This window comes from Bradyrhizobium sp. AUGA SZCCT0158 (assembly GCF_018130065.1).
In the GTDB taxonomy this organism is placed as follows: Bacteria; Pseudomonadota; Alphaproteobacteria; order Rhizobiales; family Xanthobacteraceae; genus Bradyrhizobium.
Genome location: NZ_JAFCME010000004.1, coordinates 100,733 through 112,814, shown reverse-complemented (window position 1 = coordinate 112,814; position 12,082 = coordinate 100,733). Strand labels below are relative to the sequence as shown.

At 61.2% G+C, this 12,082-nt stretch carries 15 protein-coding genes and 1 tRNA gene; 5 read left to right on the top strand and 11 right to left on the bottom strand.

The window, feature by feature from the left end; translation table 11 throughout:
* Positions 1-30: 30 nt before the first annotated feature.
* Entirely contained in the window at positions 31-573 is a 543-nt protein-coding gene (locus JQ574_RS07275) for a hypothetical protein (RefSeq protein WP_212207398.1), read from the top strand.
* Positions 574-648: 75 nt separating this feature from the next.
* Positions 649-813 (top strand): hypothetical protein, encoded by a 165-nt coding sequence (locus JQ574_RS07270; protein ID WP_212207397.1) that lies wholly within the window; start codon positions 649-651, stop codon positions 811-813.
* A gap of 76 nt (positions 814-889) precedes the next feature.
* Here the strand turns inward: JQ574_RS07270 and JQ574_RS07265 are convergent, their stop codons facing one another.
* Positions 890-1,717 (bottom strand): hypothetical protein, encoded by an 828-nt coding sequence (locus JQ574_RS07265; RefSeq protein ID WP_212383426.1) that lies wholly within the window; start codon positions 1,715-1,717, stop codon positions 890-892.
* A gap of 332 nt (positions 1,718-2,049) precedes the next feature.
* Here JQ574_RS07265 and JQ574_RS07260 point away from each other — a divergent pair.
* A tRNA-Gln gene (locus JQ574_RS07260) sits at positions 2,050-2,123 on the top strand.
* 132 nt (positions 2,124-2,255) lie between these two features.
* Here JQ574_RS07260 and JQ574_RS07255 read toward each other — a convergent pair.
* The 3 genes from JQ574_RS07255 to JQ574_RS07245 all read right to left on the bottom strand — a co-directional run bounded on the left by JQ574_RS07255 (position 2,256) and on the right by JQ574_RS07245 (position 4,773).
* Entirely contained in the window at positions 2,256-2,684 is a 429-nt protein-coding gene (locus tag JQ574_RS07255; RefSeq protein WP_212207395.1) for a hypothetical protein, read from the bottom strand.
* A 136-nt stretch (positions 2,685-2,820) separates the two neighbouring features.
* A complete protein-coding gene (locus JQ574_RS07250; RefSeq protein WP_212383424.1) occupies positions 2,821-4,053 on the bottom strand; it encodes an SCO family protein in 1,233 nt (410 codons plus the stop codon).
* A gap of 12 nt (positions 4,054-4,065) precedes the next feature.
* The gene (locus JQ574_RS07245) at positions 4,066-4,773 is read right to left on the bottom strand and encodes a HEAT repeat domain-containing protein (RefSeq protein WP_212207393.1); all 708 of its coding nucleotides are present in this window, start codon (positions 4,771-4,773) and stop codon (positions 4,066-4,068) included.
* 67 nt (positions 4,774-4,840) lie between these two features.
* On the opposite strand from JQ574_RS07245, the gene JQ574_RS07240 reads away from it, so the two are divergent.
* Complete coding sequence (locus JQ574_RS07240) at positions 4,841-5,062, top strand: hypothetical protein (RefSeq protein ID WP_212207392.1); 222 nt, start codon at positions 4,841-4,843, stop codon at positions 5,060-5,062.
* Here JQ574_RS07240 and JQ574_RS07235 read toward each other — a convergent pair.
* Entirely contained in the window at positions 5,059-6,279 is a 1,221-nt protein-coding gene (locus tag JQ574_RS07235; protein ID WP_212207391.1) for a tyrosinase family protein, read from the bottom strand. The genes JQ574_RS07240 and JQ574_RS07235 overlap by 4 nt on opposite strands.
* A gap of 205 nt (positions 6,280-6,484) precedes the next feature.
* On the opposite strand from JQ574_RS07235, the gene JQ574_RS07230 reads away from it, so the two are divergent.
* Positions 6,485-6,853: a hypothetical protein gene (locus JQ574_RS07230; RefSeq protein WP_212207390.1), complete on the top strand. Its 369-nt coding sequence runs from the start codon at positions 6,485-6,487 to the stop codon at positions 6,851-6,853.
* Between the two features lie 85 nt (positions 6,854-6,938).
* Here the strand turns inward: JQ574_RS07230 and JQ574_RS07225 are convergent, their stop codons facing one another.
* From JQ574_RS07225 to JQ574_RS07200, 6 genes are read right to left on the bottom strand one after another with little or no spacing between them, the layout of a single operon-like run.
* Complete coding sequence (locus JQ574_RS07225; RefSeq protein WP_211996653.1) at positions 6,939-7,889, bottom strand: catechol 2,3-dioxygenase; 951 nt, start codon at positions 7,887-7,889, stop codon at positions 6,939-6,941.
* Between the two features lie 12 nt (positions 7,890-7,901).
* Positions 7,902-8,747 carry an ABC transporter substrate-binding protein gene (locus JQ574_RS07220; protein ID WP_249119177.1) on the bottom strand — a complete coding sequence of 282 codons (846 nt, stop codon included), beginning with the start codon at positions 8,745-8,747 and terminating at the stop codon, positions 7,902-7,904.
* 7 nt (positions 8,748-8,754) lie between these two features.
* Positions 8,755-9,447: a 4-carboxy-4-hydroxy-2-oxoadipate aldolase/oxaloacetate decarboxylase gene (locus JQ574_RS07215; RefSeq protein ID WP_212207388.1), complete on the bottom strand. Its 693-nt coding sequence runs from the start codon at positions 9,445-9,447 to the stop codon at positions 8,755-8,757.
* Positions 9,444-10,169, bottom strand: a complete 726-nt coding sequence (locus tag JQ574_RS07210; protein ID WP_212207387.1) for a PIG-L deacetylase family protein — start codon at positions 10,167-10,169, stop codon at positions 9,444-9,446. The genes JQ574_RS07215 and JQ574_RS07210 overlap by 4 nt, the downstream gene beginning before the upstream one ends.
* Positions 10,170-10,194: 25 nt before the next feature.
* Positions 10,195-11,199: a tripartite tricarboxylate transporter substrate binding protein gene (locus JQ574_RS07205; protein ID WP_212207386.1), complete on the bottom strand. Its 1,005-nt coding sequence runs from the start codon at positions 11,197-11,199 to the stop codon at positions 10,195-10,197.
* A gap of 10 nt (positions 11,200-11,209) precedes the next feature.
* A complete protein-coding gene (locus tag JQ574_RS07200) occupies positions 11,210-12,082 on the bottom strand; it encodes an amidohydrolase (protein WP_212207385.1) in 873 nt (290 codons plus the stop codon).

The following is a 12,082-nucleotide window of genomic DNA, read 5'->3' as shown; positions in this document are numbered from 1 at the left end:
CCGTTAAGATCGCATGTGGTTCGATCCCGAATGACTGACAATCGCAATACGAGGGTCCTCGTCGCCGCGGCGGCAGTCCTCGCGCTAGTATTAGGCTTCTCCTACGGCGCCACCTTCAATGGCGGATGCGAACAAATCAAAGAGGCTCCGTTTGGATGTGTTGAATGGTGGCTTTCTCGATATCAAACACTCATTGCAATGTTTGGCGCGCTCTTTGTGGCATGGCTGACTGTCCAGCCGGTTCTGAAGCAGCTCAAGCTGTCCTCGGTGCAGACAGCAGTTGCCTTGCAGCAGGTTCATGTGGACCGCGAAAAGCGATTGGAGAGTTGGCTCAAACCAGAGCTGGCCGCCCTTCAAACGCTGTCCGAGGATCTGGCGCGTGGCTACCATCACCGCGAGCATGACCACGCCGTACTTCCTCACTGGGTGTGGGATATGAACCAAACCGTGGACAGCACACGTGACCGTCTAATTCAACGGCAGAATAGAAATTTCGGGTCTGCCGAGATCACAGCAGAACGGCAAAACCTCATCGACATCCTCAAGCGGCTCAGCCACTGTATGTCGGACTAGAATGGATCGGTTTACGCAGATGACCCCGAATACGAACTTTCCGACGACGACAGGGCGAAGATTGACGAAGCCGAGATGAAAGCGCGGGAAGATTTGCCGGCTCGCATTGATGAAGTATCAGTAGCGATCCGTAAATTCGGTGAAGCTGTGGCTGCAGACCTTCAAGAACTGCGTAAGAAGCGCTGGCTCTATGATCAGATGTTGGTGAGCGCCGACCTTCCGAGAGATGGCAAGAAATAAGGGCTCGCGGCGGATGATCACTATCGCTTCCAGCGCAAGCCGATCACCCGTTCCACTAGCCTGTCTCATTGAGAGTTCAGACTGAACGCCGGACGAACTTCTGAGCTGAAGCTCGCACTTCTCCGGTTTCATCAGGGGCTAGGCGCAAAAGAACGTGCCGCAGGACCCCATGCGGCTCCGATAACCAATCTCCGAAAACCTTTGCCCGCCAATCAGGCTCGACCTGCGAGCGCAACCGAATTGTCCAGGTTTTGCTGCCTTCAAAGAGCGGGAGCGTGTTGCTGAGCTGGGCGCAAGCTCCGGCAGAAATATCGGGAATAGCAGCAAGATCTTCCACCCACCTGGGGCAATTTGGGGCCTCGGTTGTAAGAAAATTCTGTTGGGCTGGATTCCGCCATCCCGTAAAGCCAAAGCTGAGGTAACTTGCCAGTCGCCCCAGCCCATCACGCTTGCCGAAGGTGTCGAGGGCCTCATCATGATCACTGATCCACAGTGACGGTTGCTCTTCGTCTCGAAGGCCTGCTCCCAGCAGAGCAACGAAGAACGCCAAACGAAACATCTTCTCGACGCTGGCGGCTGAGGCATTAGCTGAGAAACAGTCGTCGAAGATCAAAGCGGTCTCGGCCGGACCACCAGGGGCGATGGTGCCGACACGGTTGTCGATCATAATCGTAATGAGATTGGCAGGCAGACGACCTACTACATCCAGGAAATGCGGATAGGCACGGCGCCGGACCGGTTCTCGCAACTGCTTGAAGGAGAGCCGGCGACCGTCCGGTAGGAATGTTTGCCGAAATTCGTCTAGCTGGGGCAGCCAGCCGTCGAGGACGTGCTTCGTAATGACAAGGAACGAGTACACTTCGTGTGTCGCCTGGCGATGCTGGCCGGAATAATCGCTGACCAAGATCTGGGACCCGTCCCTCACTGGCCAAAGCAAATCAGTGTCTTGCTGCTCAACGATATGTATTGCGGAACTGAGTAGGTGAGCGAACCCTGCTTCCGGGGGCACGCGATCGCGCCAAGCCGTCGTAATGTCCTCCATTCGCGAGATCGCTCCCTGCTTCTGCGGCGAAACCTAGGGTCGGTAGTGGCGACCCAAATAGATGAATTGCTTCTACGGTAGGACTGGACCAATAGCATCGACGCGGCTATATGACCGCCCGGAGCGTTTGCGAGAGTCCGTATAATGGCCTTGTAAAACTCTTCAAAAAAGTGCTTATATATCAAGTACTTAGATGGGGAATGGTGTAACGGTAGCACAACAGACTCTGACTCTGTTTGTCTAGGTTCGAATCCTAGTTCCCCAGCCAGACTTACCACTATTCAACACGGCCTTATTTTATAGGACTTTTCGAACGTACCAAACCCTGCAACCACACTCCTCAACCACACCTCAAGAATGCCAATCCCAGTAGGTGACCAGTGACAGGCACCCCTCCCGTTCATTCCCTCTCCAGCGGCAAGGCATCAATTCCGACAAGTGCGGGCAAATATAGGTTTGCAGCGACCCAATAATGAGAACCTGCAACTCCGTGGTCCGCGTCATCGTCAATTTCTAGGATAACCGAATTAAGTCCCATAGCTGCTCGCTCCGGGTTGAGTAGGATCGTTTCGCGCAACTTCTGTTGTTCAAGAGGGTTCGGAGGAGGGAAACCAAGCGCTTCACGTGCTGCATCCCCGCCTTGGCTAATGAGTATCTTGGCAACCATCCGTGCGTCTTCAACTGCGCCCTTGCGCACCTCATCTTCTTCCTTTTCCCTTGCAGCTTGCGTGTACGGGTTTGCATCTTCCTCCTGTTTGTCGATGTACTGAGATGCAGACTTAACCAGAGCGTCCACTACATCCTTCAATTCGTTCTCGCGATCAGCCATGAGATGACGAGCTTCCATAAGTGCCCTAAGTACAACAGAGGGCTTGTTCCATACGTGTAGGTCCATAAGGTGTGTTCCATCGGCAGCTAGATAGGCGTCGCTCACCGCCTAAACACTTTGCCGCATCAATGCAAACTCAGCCTGCCCGTCCAGCGGTTGCGGAGGACGAACAGCACGAGCGCGGCTGGCCTTGTCCGGCGCCGGGCTCCCGCTCCTTCAGCAGTTCGATTGCGTGGGTCACGACCTCCCGTTCATCCCAGTGGATCCGCTCGAAGGAGACCGCGATCCGCGCTTGTGAATCCAGAATGTAGACCTCGATGCGATGCCGGTTGACCAGCGACTCGATAAAGTTGACGCCGAGCTCGAAATGCCGGCGAAGCGCGTCGTTATCCAGCGCCCGCAGCATCCGGTGTCGGGCATCCAACCGCACCCCCCGGTCCTGCGCGTAAATGCGAAGACGTTCGGGCAGGTCAAACGCCGGATCATAGGTAATGGCAGCGGTCTGGATTCGCTCGCCCAGCCCCTGCGCGTCAAGCAGTCCCTGAACGCGCGCGAGTTTTGCCACTGTCAGCGAGCACTTCATCGGATTGTCGCAGCGCGTGTAGAAAAACACGACGATGGCCGGCCTTCCTTTGAAGAATTCCTCGAAGGTAATCCGTTTTCCGTCGTGATCCTCGAGAACAACGTTCTCGATCGGCCCGGCATCGCAGCGGGAACCGGCCGTCCACGAAACCGTGCCTGGCAGACTGTCTGACGCCGCGCCACAGCATGCGTGCGAACTGCTACTCGCGTCCTGATCGGCGCCGGAGATCGCCTGGATGGCGCGGTCGATGTCGATGCGCAACTTCCTGGAACCGCGGCCGCCTTGGGCACGAAGCAGCATCAGCTCGGGAATGACGCCGCGCGCCAACGGCCCGAGCCACGCCAACGTCGCGAGCAGTTCGCGAACCGCGCTGGTTCCGGCGACGGACATGGCATATTCGCCATAGGCTTCAAATGACACGGGCTCGTCGCGATAGCGGATGTTTGTCAGAGCGCGCATGACGAACGCTGCGAGCGTGCCGGTCGGACGCGGGTACGACCGCAGCGCGCGCGCGGCAGCCGCGACCAGATATGGGTCAACCCCGGCGTCCAGCTCTTCGAGCAGAAAGATCAGCGCGCCGTCCGGAACGCCAGCGCGCGCAAGGGCGAGAAGGATCCAGCCGCGCATCCGCACGACCGCCGCCGCCCCGCACTCCGCGTAAACGGGGTGATTTTCCTGCAACAGCTCCGTCAGCAGCTCGCGACGACCCGGATCGACGGCCAGCCCGTCGACCAATGCCGCAAACTGTGCTTCCGAGAGCTGGCTCGCCGGTTTGACACGTGGCATCGCCCACTCACCTCACTGGCCATATTTACCGAGAAATCGCGAGGCGCTTTGCTTGTACTTCGCGGACGCCTTGCCGGCGCTGAGCCGATCGACGCTCTTGAGCAACGCCTTGTCCTTGCCGATGGCCTCCTGATCGCCAAACTGGGCCAACGCTGTGAGGCTCGTTGCCTTGATGTCGTCGTAGTCCGACTTGTCGAGGAGGATCTCGCGCGCGTGCTGCTGCATTTTTTCAGGCTTGAGCGCCTGCAGCGCGGAGGCCGCAATCTGCCTGACCTCGCGCAGCTCCTTCTTGTCGCGCAGCAGCTTCTCGAACATCGGCGCGGCGGTGGCGTCCGCCGCAAGCAGCCGCAAGGCCTCGCGCCGAGCCATCTCATCCGGCGGCTTCTTGACGATGTCGCGCGCTGCCGAATAGGCGTCCGCGTGCACATCATAGCTGAGAAGCTGCAACGCCTTTTCCGGCGGGACCAGCGCCTTCTTGGGATCCTTCAACCCCTCGAGAAGCTTTTTCTGCGCATAGCCGTCCTTCTCCCGCGCCAGGATACCGAGCACGCGCTGACGCAGTTCTGGATCCGGATCATCCGCGATCGCCCGCAGCGTGGCGATGTAATCTCCGCGGCTCGACTCGAACGCCACGACACTGAAACTTGCCGCCTGCATTGCTTGCAGCGCTGCAAGCCGCACTTTGACGGGCTCATCCTGGTTGCGCAGGGTCTTCAACATCGCCTGAAGGTCCTTGTCGCTCTCGCACACCGCAAGGGGCGCCAGTGCGGCAGCCGCAACCCGCGCCTTGACCGTGCCTTTCGGACTCGTCGCGATCGACGCTGCGCGCCGGGCGGCGACCTTTGGCGACTCCGCCTTCACCGACCTTTTGCTTGATCGTTTTCTTGCCGATTTTTTTGCCGATTTCTTTGGTGATTTCTTTGGTGATTTTTTTCTTGCCGGCTTCGACCGCTTTGCAGCTTTGCGTGTGGGGGCCATGGCTGCTATCTCCTCGCGCGAGGCGCGTTAGAACTGCACATCGTCGTAATCGAATCCCATGCGGGACGTGGCGTTGACCGTGCCCTGATAGTCCAGACTGCTCTGCACGCGCGGTTGCAGCCCCGGCGCGCTGACGCAGGGTGACGGAGCCATCGATCCGCCCGGCGCCGTCGGCGGACGCTGACCTCCGGTAATCCCGTTCCACGGCCACATCGTATCAGGCAGATTGTGGCCGATCGGGTTACCGCCGTTATTGGCGAACGATGCCGCGAGCGCCGGATTGAAGCGCCCATTCTGGCGCTGCCACTTTGCCCACAGGCGGTCGACGTTGCAATGAAGCAGAAAGAAGAGCGGATCTTTCGCAGCCGTGCCGATGCTGGCGATCGAACCGCCGAAGCTGGTATGGGCCGACCCGTGCGGGTTACCTTCCATGGTTTGAAACGCCGCGTATTGCGTGCCAAGGGCCAATGTCTGGGGCTCGGTGCGAACGCCAGGCGGCGCCGAGGTCGTGGAGAAGAACGGCCGGCGGTTGATCCCCTGCACCCCATCGGTCTTCCAGAACTGCAGGGGATTGGTGGCGTTGAACTGGACGGTGCCAAGGGCATTGGAGACGCCGAGGAAATCGCGATTGAATATCCTTGGCGCAGCCTGATCGAAGCGCCAGTACGGTAACGCCACACTTGGATCGATCGCCTGAAGCTCCCGTTCCAGATCCAGAAGGTAGGCGCGATGCCACGGCAGAAACCCCGGCGCGCCGTGGGCCTGCGGCGAACTCACATTGGTATGCATGTTGCGGAAATCCGCAAAGCGTCCCAGACCCTGATTGTTGAGTTGCGCGAATGCCGACACGAAGCGATCACGCTCGCCCGCGGTCAGCGCGTTGGCGTTCTTTCGAATGCGCACCATCAGCGAGACCGATCCCACCAGCGTGGCGCCAACGCGCGCCTCGATTTTCACGTCGCCATTGTTGACGCTGGGCCGGCCGAACCGGCCGGCGACAAAGAACGGAACGGTGGTGCCGTTGGTCGGAACCGGAAGCGTAAGGCTGTTTGCAAACGATCCCGTGGCACCTGCGCGGAACACCACGACACCGCCGCTGGCCGACGATACCCCGGCGATGGTGACGTTGACGGTCGGCGACGTGGCGCCGGACGGATTGGTCACCCGGATGCGGCAGGGCGAAGGCGCCCATGAGACGAATCGCGTGGCAGCAGTTGCGCCATTGTTGATCTGCAGTTCGACATCCATTGCCGTGCCCTCCCGGGCTCGCGACTTTCCTGCGGCTGGCTGCTTGGGCCTGATCGGAGCGACCCGGGTCGGCCTGGGCTAGTCGCCCGGCGTTGATTTTCCTTGGCAATCGCCAGCGAACATGACTTCAGGTCTATGGCTGCGCTGAAAACAGCATACAACCTTTCCGTGCGCATGAAAAGAGCGGCATTGGCGCGATCGGCGATTGACTTCGTCACCCTGCGGCTTGTGGCGACAGGCGCGCCAAGGCGCGATTGCCGGCGGGCTGGCGCGGTTTCTCCGCGTCGTGGAACTCAACGATCAGGTCGAAGCATGCCGGCGGGTGTTTGCCAGTGACACAAGGTGGACCGTCGTGCGCGGCAGCGACCTTGAGGAAGGCGAGAGCCAGGGCATGCCCGTGTGGAGCCGCCACGTCGGTGACACCATCCTCAGAAGCAACATGACGCGTCGCGTGGACTTTGCCCTGTTCATGGTCACGGCGCTCGGGAATGACGACCTGGTCAGGGAGGCGCCGGCGATTGTCGGCTGCCGGACACCATCCGCGATCGAACACGCCGGAGCGGCTGGCCTGTAGGGCGGATTCTCTTTAACCCGCCATCTCGCATGGAACGGCGGGTTAAAGAGAACCCGCCCTGCGCAACTGAGCTTGCCTGTGCCCCTCACACCGGCGGCGTGCCGTGGGTATGAAACGACTCGATGGTCTTCAGCCCCCAGGCCTGGCCCTTTTTGCGCTCTTCCTCGGTCCAGACGATCGGCTTCCAGTCGGGCGCCAGGATGAGGCGGGCGCCGGCGTTGGCGACTTCGACGCGGTTGCCGCCGGGCTCGTAGACATAGAGGAAAAAGGTCTGCTGGATGGCGTGCTTGTGCGGACCGGTTTCGATGTGGATGCCGTTTTCCAGGAAGATGTCGGCGGCGCGCAGGATTTCCTCACGGCTGTCCAGCGCATAGGTGACGTGATGGAAGCGGCCCATCTTGCCGTAGTGATCGCGGGTGTAGGCAAAATCGTAGCTCTTGTTGCACATCGTCATCCACATCGCGGCTTCCGTGCCGTCGTTGAGCACGATCTGCTCGGTGGTGCGCAAGCCGAGATAGTTTTCGAAGAACAGGCGATTGGCCTTGATGTCGACCGCCAGGCAATTGAGATGGTCGAGCCGGCGGACATTGACGCCGCGCGCCGGAAACCGCTGCGCCTGGTTCTTCAGTGCCGGCTTCAGTTCGGGCGGCGCCTGGTACCATTCGGTCTCGTAATAGAGCTCGACGATATGGCCGTCCGGATCGCGGCACCGGAACGCCGGCCCCTGCCCCATGTCGCCATCGACCCAGCCGATGTCGAAGCCGGATCCCTTCAGCGCGGCGACGCGGCGCTCCAGCGCCTGCGGGCTGCGCGCGCGCAGCGCCATGTGTTCCATGCCGGAGGTCTTCGACGCGGTGAGTTTCAGCGAATAGCGCTCGTAATCGTCCCAGCCGCGCAAATAGACCGAGTCACCCTTGCGGCCGCTGACGGTCATGCCCATGACGTCGACGAAGAATTTTTCGCTTTCTTCCGGCTTCGGCGTCAGCATTTCCATGTGGCCGAGATGGGCGAGATCGAAGATCGGCTCGGGGGTCATGGTATCGCTCCTTTAAATCAGCGCACGCGTTACGTCGTCGAACAGCTCATCCGTGCTGAACGCACGCGGAATGAGGCCTTGCTGCGAAGCGTAGCCGATGATCAATTCCAGCGAACGCCGCATCTCATCGGCGCTGAAACGCGGACTGGTCGCCGAGGCATTGGCCGACTCTGTCAGCAGCCGATGCACTTCCCGCACCACGTCCGGATTTTTCTCGCACATTGCCCGGCTCACCACCACCATGTGATTGATCGGCACCACCTTGTGCTTCGCAGCCCAAGCCTTCTCCTCCACGGCGACGTCGGCGAACAGCGGTTTCAACTCCGCATGCTCCGACTTCTCGCCGAGCACCGCGTCCAGTTCGCCATCCACAAGCATCTGGATGATTGGCTTGCCGGCCGGCGCCCGCTTGGTCGTGTCCTTGAATTCGGCGACATGGGCGTCCTCGAAGGTCACCCAGTCGATCGAATCAAGGTCGACGCCGTAATCATTGGCGAGGATGCCGCGCAGCCACGCACCGGTCGTGGTGGTGAAGGAGCGGATACCGACGCGCTTGCCGGCAAGATCCTGCGGCTTCAGCGCGCCCCGCTTGGCGTTGTACAGCGCATGTCCGTGCTGGTAGCGCGCCATCACCACATCGGGCAGCAGCACCATCGGCTTGTCAAAACTCCTGGCCATCAGATAGGTGACGATGGCCATCTCGGAGACGTCGAACGCGGCCTCGCGGACCATCGGCTTGAAGCCTTTGTTGGTCGGCGAATAGTCGACAAAGTCGAACTCGACCAGATCGGATTTAATCGCGCCGCTCTTCAGCGCTGATGTCCCCGGATGGTCGCCGAGCAGAGTCCGCAGGCGCATTGCCATCTCAATCGCTCTCCGGCTCATCGACATAGACAAGGCCGGCCTTCGCCAAGGGCTCGCGCATCTTGTACATGTCGAGGCCGAGCACACCGGCGGCGAGTTGCCTGCGCTTGCCGTCCTCGTCGGCGTGGCGCTTTTCGCCCTTGGCCACGACATCGCCGGCATCTTTCCGCCTGACGACGACGACGCCGTCGTCATCTGCGACCACAGCGTCGCCCGGCACCACGTTGATCCCGGCGCAGACCACGGGCACGTTGACGGCTCCCAAGGTCGCCTTGACCGTGCCCTTGGCCGAAATCGCCCTCGACCACACCGGAAAACCCATCTCGCGCAGCGCCTTGGCATCGCGGACGCCGGCATCGATCACGAGGCCCCTGACGCCGCGCGCCATCAGCGAGGTCGCAAGCAAATCGCCGAACATGCCGTCGGTATTGTCGGTGGTGCAGCCGACCACCAGAATGTCGCCGGGCTTGCACTGCTCCACCGCGACATGGATCATCCAGTTGTCGCCGGGCTGCGCCAGCACGGTCACCGCCGTGCCCGCTGCCTCGCCGCCGGCCCATACCGGACGCAAATATGGTTTCATCAGGCCGAAGCGGCCATAGGCCTCATGCGCGGTGGCGACGCCGAGCGCGCCGAGGCGGTTCACGAGATCAGCGTCGGTGCGCTTGATGTTGCGGACAACGACGGTTTTCATGCCAGTTCCTCCATCGCCATCGGGAACAGCCGCTGATAGGCCTCGCCATAGGTCATGGCCTTGCCGGAATTGCGGCCGCCCTGCATGCCCCGCTGCAATGCGACGCGCTCGTAGTACGCCCACAGGTGTTTTTGCGCGGCGAGAATTTCAAAGGTCTTGCGCTTCTGCTCCCAGACCTCGTCGATGTTGAGGATCACCTGCGGCTTGAAATTGCACATCTCGGGCTGGTGCGGTTCGAACAGGAACACCGGCGGCGCGGCGTAGGTGTACTTTGCGCCGGGCTTGTGGCCCATCGCCTGCGCCACCACGCGGGTCTCCTGCGCGAAATGCGCTGCGTTGGGATGATCGAAATTGTAGGGGTCTTCCAGCGCGTGGGTGAGCACGAAGGACGGATTGAGCTCGCGGTAGATGTCGACCATGCGGTCGAAATGCGCTTCGGTGGTGCGCAGCGGATAGTCGCCGGCATCGAAGAATTCGATTTCAGCGCCGAGCATCTCGGCGGCGCGCTGCGCCTCGTCGCGCCGTCCCGCCTTCACTTTTTCAAGCGTGGCGCCGGTCTCTTTCCAGGCGAACTGGCTCTCGCCGCGTTCGCCGAACGACAGGCAGGCGATCTTGATGCGGTAGCCCTTTTTGGCATGCAGCGCGATCGCGCCGCCCGCGCGCCAGACGAAATCGCCGGGATGCGCGGTGACCACGAGGCCGGTCTTGTTTGCGTTGGTCATTGCTGTTTCCTCTTTCGTGTTCCGGCTATTGTTTCTCGATCCCCGCCCGCTCGATCACTTTAGCCCATTTCTCGATGTCGTCCTTCAGCCGCTGCGCGATTTCCTCCGGCGTGGAGGACTTGGCCTCGATGCCCAGCTCAAGCGCGCGCTTCTTCAAATCGGGCGTGTCGAGCACTTCACGGAGCGCGGCATTGAGCGTACCGATCACTTCCGGCGGCGTGCCCTTCGGCGCGAAGATCGCGTTCCAGGAGCGCGCCTCGAAATCGCCGCCGCCGGCTTCCTTTACCGTCGGCACATCAGGCAGAAACGAGGTGCGGACCAGTCCCGAGGACGACACCGGCGTCACCGCCTTGTCTGATATGTGCGACTGCACCGCAGTGTAATTCTCGATCGCCATCTGGATGTCGCCGCGCAGCAGCGCGATCAGGACGTCGGGCGAGCTGCGGAAGGGAACAATGGTCAGGTCGACGCCCGCGGTGGATTTGAACAATTGCGCCGAAAGATTTTGCGTCGAGCCGACAGTGATGGTGCCGACATTGAGCGCGCCCGGCTTTTCCCTGGCCGCTTTGATCAGGTCTGCCAACGTCTGGTACGGCGAGCCGGCCTGGGTGACGAGGATGAAGTCGAAATAGCCCATGCTCGAGACCGGAACGAAATCCGTGACCGGATCGAATCTCAGGTTCTTGAACAGGGACACCGAGATCGCGGTGCCGTTGCTCAGCAGCGCCAGCGTATAGCCGTCGGGAGGCGACGACAGAACCGCGCGGCCGGCGGTGATGCCGCCGGCGCCCGGCATGTTCTCGATGATGAAGCGCTGCCCGAGCTTTTCGCCGAGCTTCTCCGTGACGATCCGCGCGGTGACGTCGGCAACCCCGCCTGGACCGAAGGGAAGGATCAGCCGCACCGGCCGGTTGGGATAGTTTTGGGCGCAGGCAATCTGCGGCATCAGCAGCAGCACGGCCAACGCAATTGCGCCTGCGATCGATACGCAGCGGCCGATCAACCGAAAGCCATCGCGCTTGCCCGTCATGGCTGCCCCATCAGAACTCAAACAGCCGTGCGGGATTGTCGACCAGAATCTTTTGCTGCAATTCGCTTTCTGGTGCGAACAGCGGAATGAGGTCGACCAGGTCGCCGTCGTTCGGCATCACCTTGACGTTCGGGTGCGGCCAGTCGGTGCCCCAGATCACGCGATCCGGCGCGGTCTCGATAATCCGGCGCGCGAACGGCACCGCGTCGTGGAACGGCGGACCGCTGGAGGATACCCGCTCGCAACCGCACACCTTGACCCAGCATTTCTCGTCGCGCTGCATCAGGTCGATCAGGGTGCGGAACGGCAACTGATCGAGACAGTCGGCGGCCTTGACCCGTCCCATGTGATCGATGGTGTAACGCACCGGCAGTTTTGCCAGCAGGTCGGCATATTCAGGCAAATCGATCGCATCGAAATGCAGGTCGATGTGCCAGCCGAGCGGCGCCACCATCGCGACGATCTTGTGGAACACCGCCATGTCAGGCACGCCGCCGAGATGGCGCACGAAATTGAATCGGCAGCCGCGGAAGCCGCCCTCGTGCAGCTCGCGCAGGCCGCGCTCGGTGATCGTATCGTCGATATTGGCGACGGCGCGAAACGTGCCGTTGCTGACCGCGATGGCGTCGAGCGCAACGCGATTGTCGGTGCCGTGCACGCTGGCATTGACGATGACGGCCCGGCCAATGCCGATCTTCCTGTGCAGCGCCCTGAAATCCTCCAGCGGCGCGTCAGGCGGCGTATACGGCCGCCCCGGCGCATACGGGTATTTATCATCAGGCCCGAAAATATGGGTGTGCGCGTCGCACGCCAGCGGCGGCAGACGGAATTTCGGCGTCCGCGTATCGCGATCCGGGCCGGGAATCGTTGGCTTCGACATCAT

What these genes read in the sequence shown, in the direction of transcription:
- JQ574_RS07275 (WP_212207398.1), top strand. Translation starts at nt 31, where the DNA reads ATGACTGACAATCGCAATACGAGGGTCCTCGTCGCCGCGGCGGCAGTC.
- JQ574_RS07270 (WP_212207397.1), top strand. Translation starts at nt 649, where the DNA reads ATGAAAGCGCGGGAAGATTTGCCGGCTCGCATTGATGAAGTATCAGTA.
- JQ574_RS07255 (WP_212207395.1), bottom strand. Translation starts at nt 2,684, where the DNA reads ATGGCTGATCGCGAGAACGAATTGAAGGATGTAGTGGACGCTCTGGTT.
- JQ574_RS07250 (WP_212383424.1), bottom strand. Translation starts at nt 4,053, where the DNA reads ATGCCACGTGTCAAACCGGCGAGCCAGCTCTCGGAAGCACAGTTTGCG.
- JQ574_RS07245 (WP_212207393.1), bottom strand. Translation starts at nt 4,773, where the DNA reads ATGTTGAAGACCCTGCGCAACCAGGATGAGCCCGTCAAAGTGCGGCTT.
- JQ574_RS07235 (WP_212207391.1), bottom strand. Translation starts at nt 6,279, where the DNA reads ATGGATGTCGAACTGCAGATCAACAATGGCGCAACTGCTGCCACGCGA.
- JQ574_RS07225 (WP_211996653.1), bottom strand. Translation starts at nt 7,889, where the DNA reads ATGACCCCCGAGCCGATCTTCGATCTCGCCCATCTCGGCCACATGGAA.
- JQ574_RS07220 (WP_249119177.1), bottom strand. Translation starts at nt 8,747, where the DNA reads ATGCGCCTGCGGACTCTGCTCGGCGACCATCCGGGGACATCAGCGCTG.
- JQ574_RS07215 (WP_212207388.1), bottom strand. Translation starts at nt 9,447, where the DNA reads ATGAAAACCGTCGTTGTCCGCAACATCAAGCGCACCGACGCTGATCTC.
- JQ574_RS07210 (WP_212207387.1), bottom strand. Translation starts at nt 10,169, where the DNA reads ATGACCAACGCAAACAAGACCGGCCTCGTGGTCACCGCGCATCCCGGC.
- JQ574_RS07205 (WP_212207386.1), bottom strand. Translation starts at nt 11,199, where the DNA reads ATGACGGGCAAGCGCGATGGCTTTCGGTTGATCGGCCGCTGCGTATCG.
- JQ574_RS07200 (WP_212207385.1), bottom strand. Translation starts at nt 12,082, where the DNA reads ATGATGTCGAAGCCAACGATTCCCGGCCCGGATCGCGATACGCGGACG.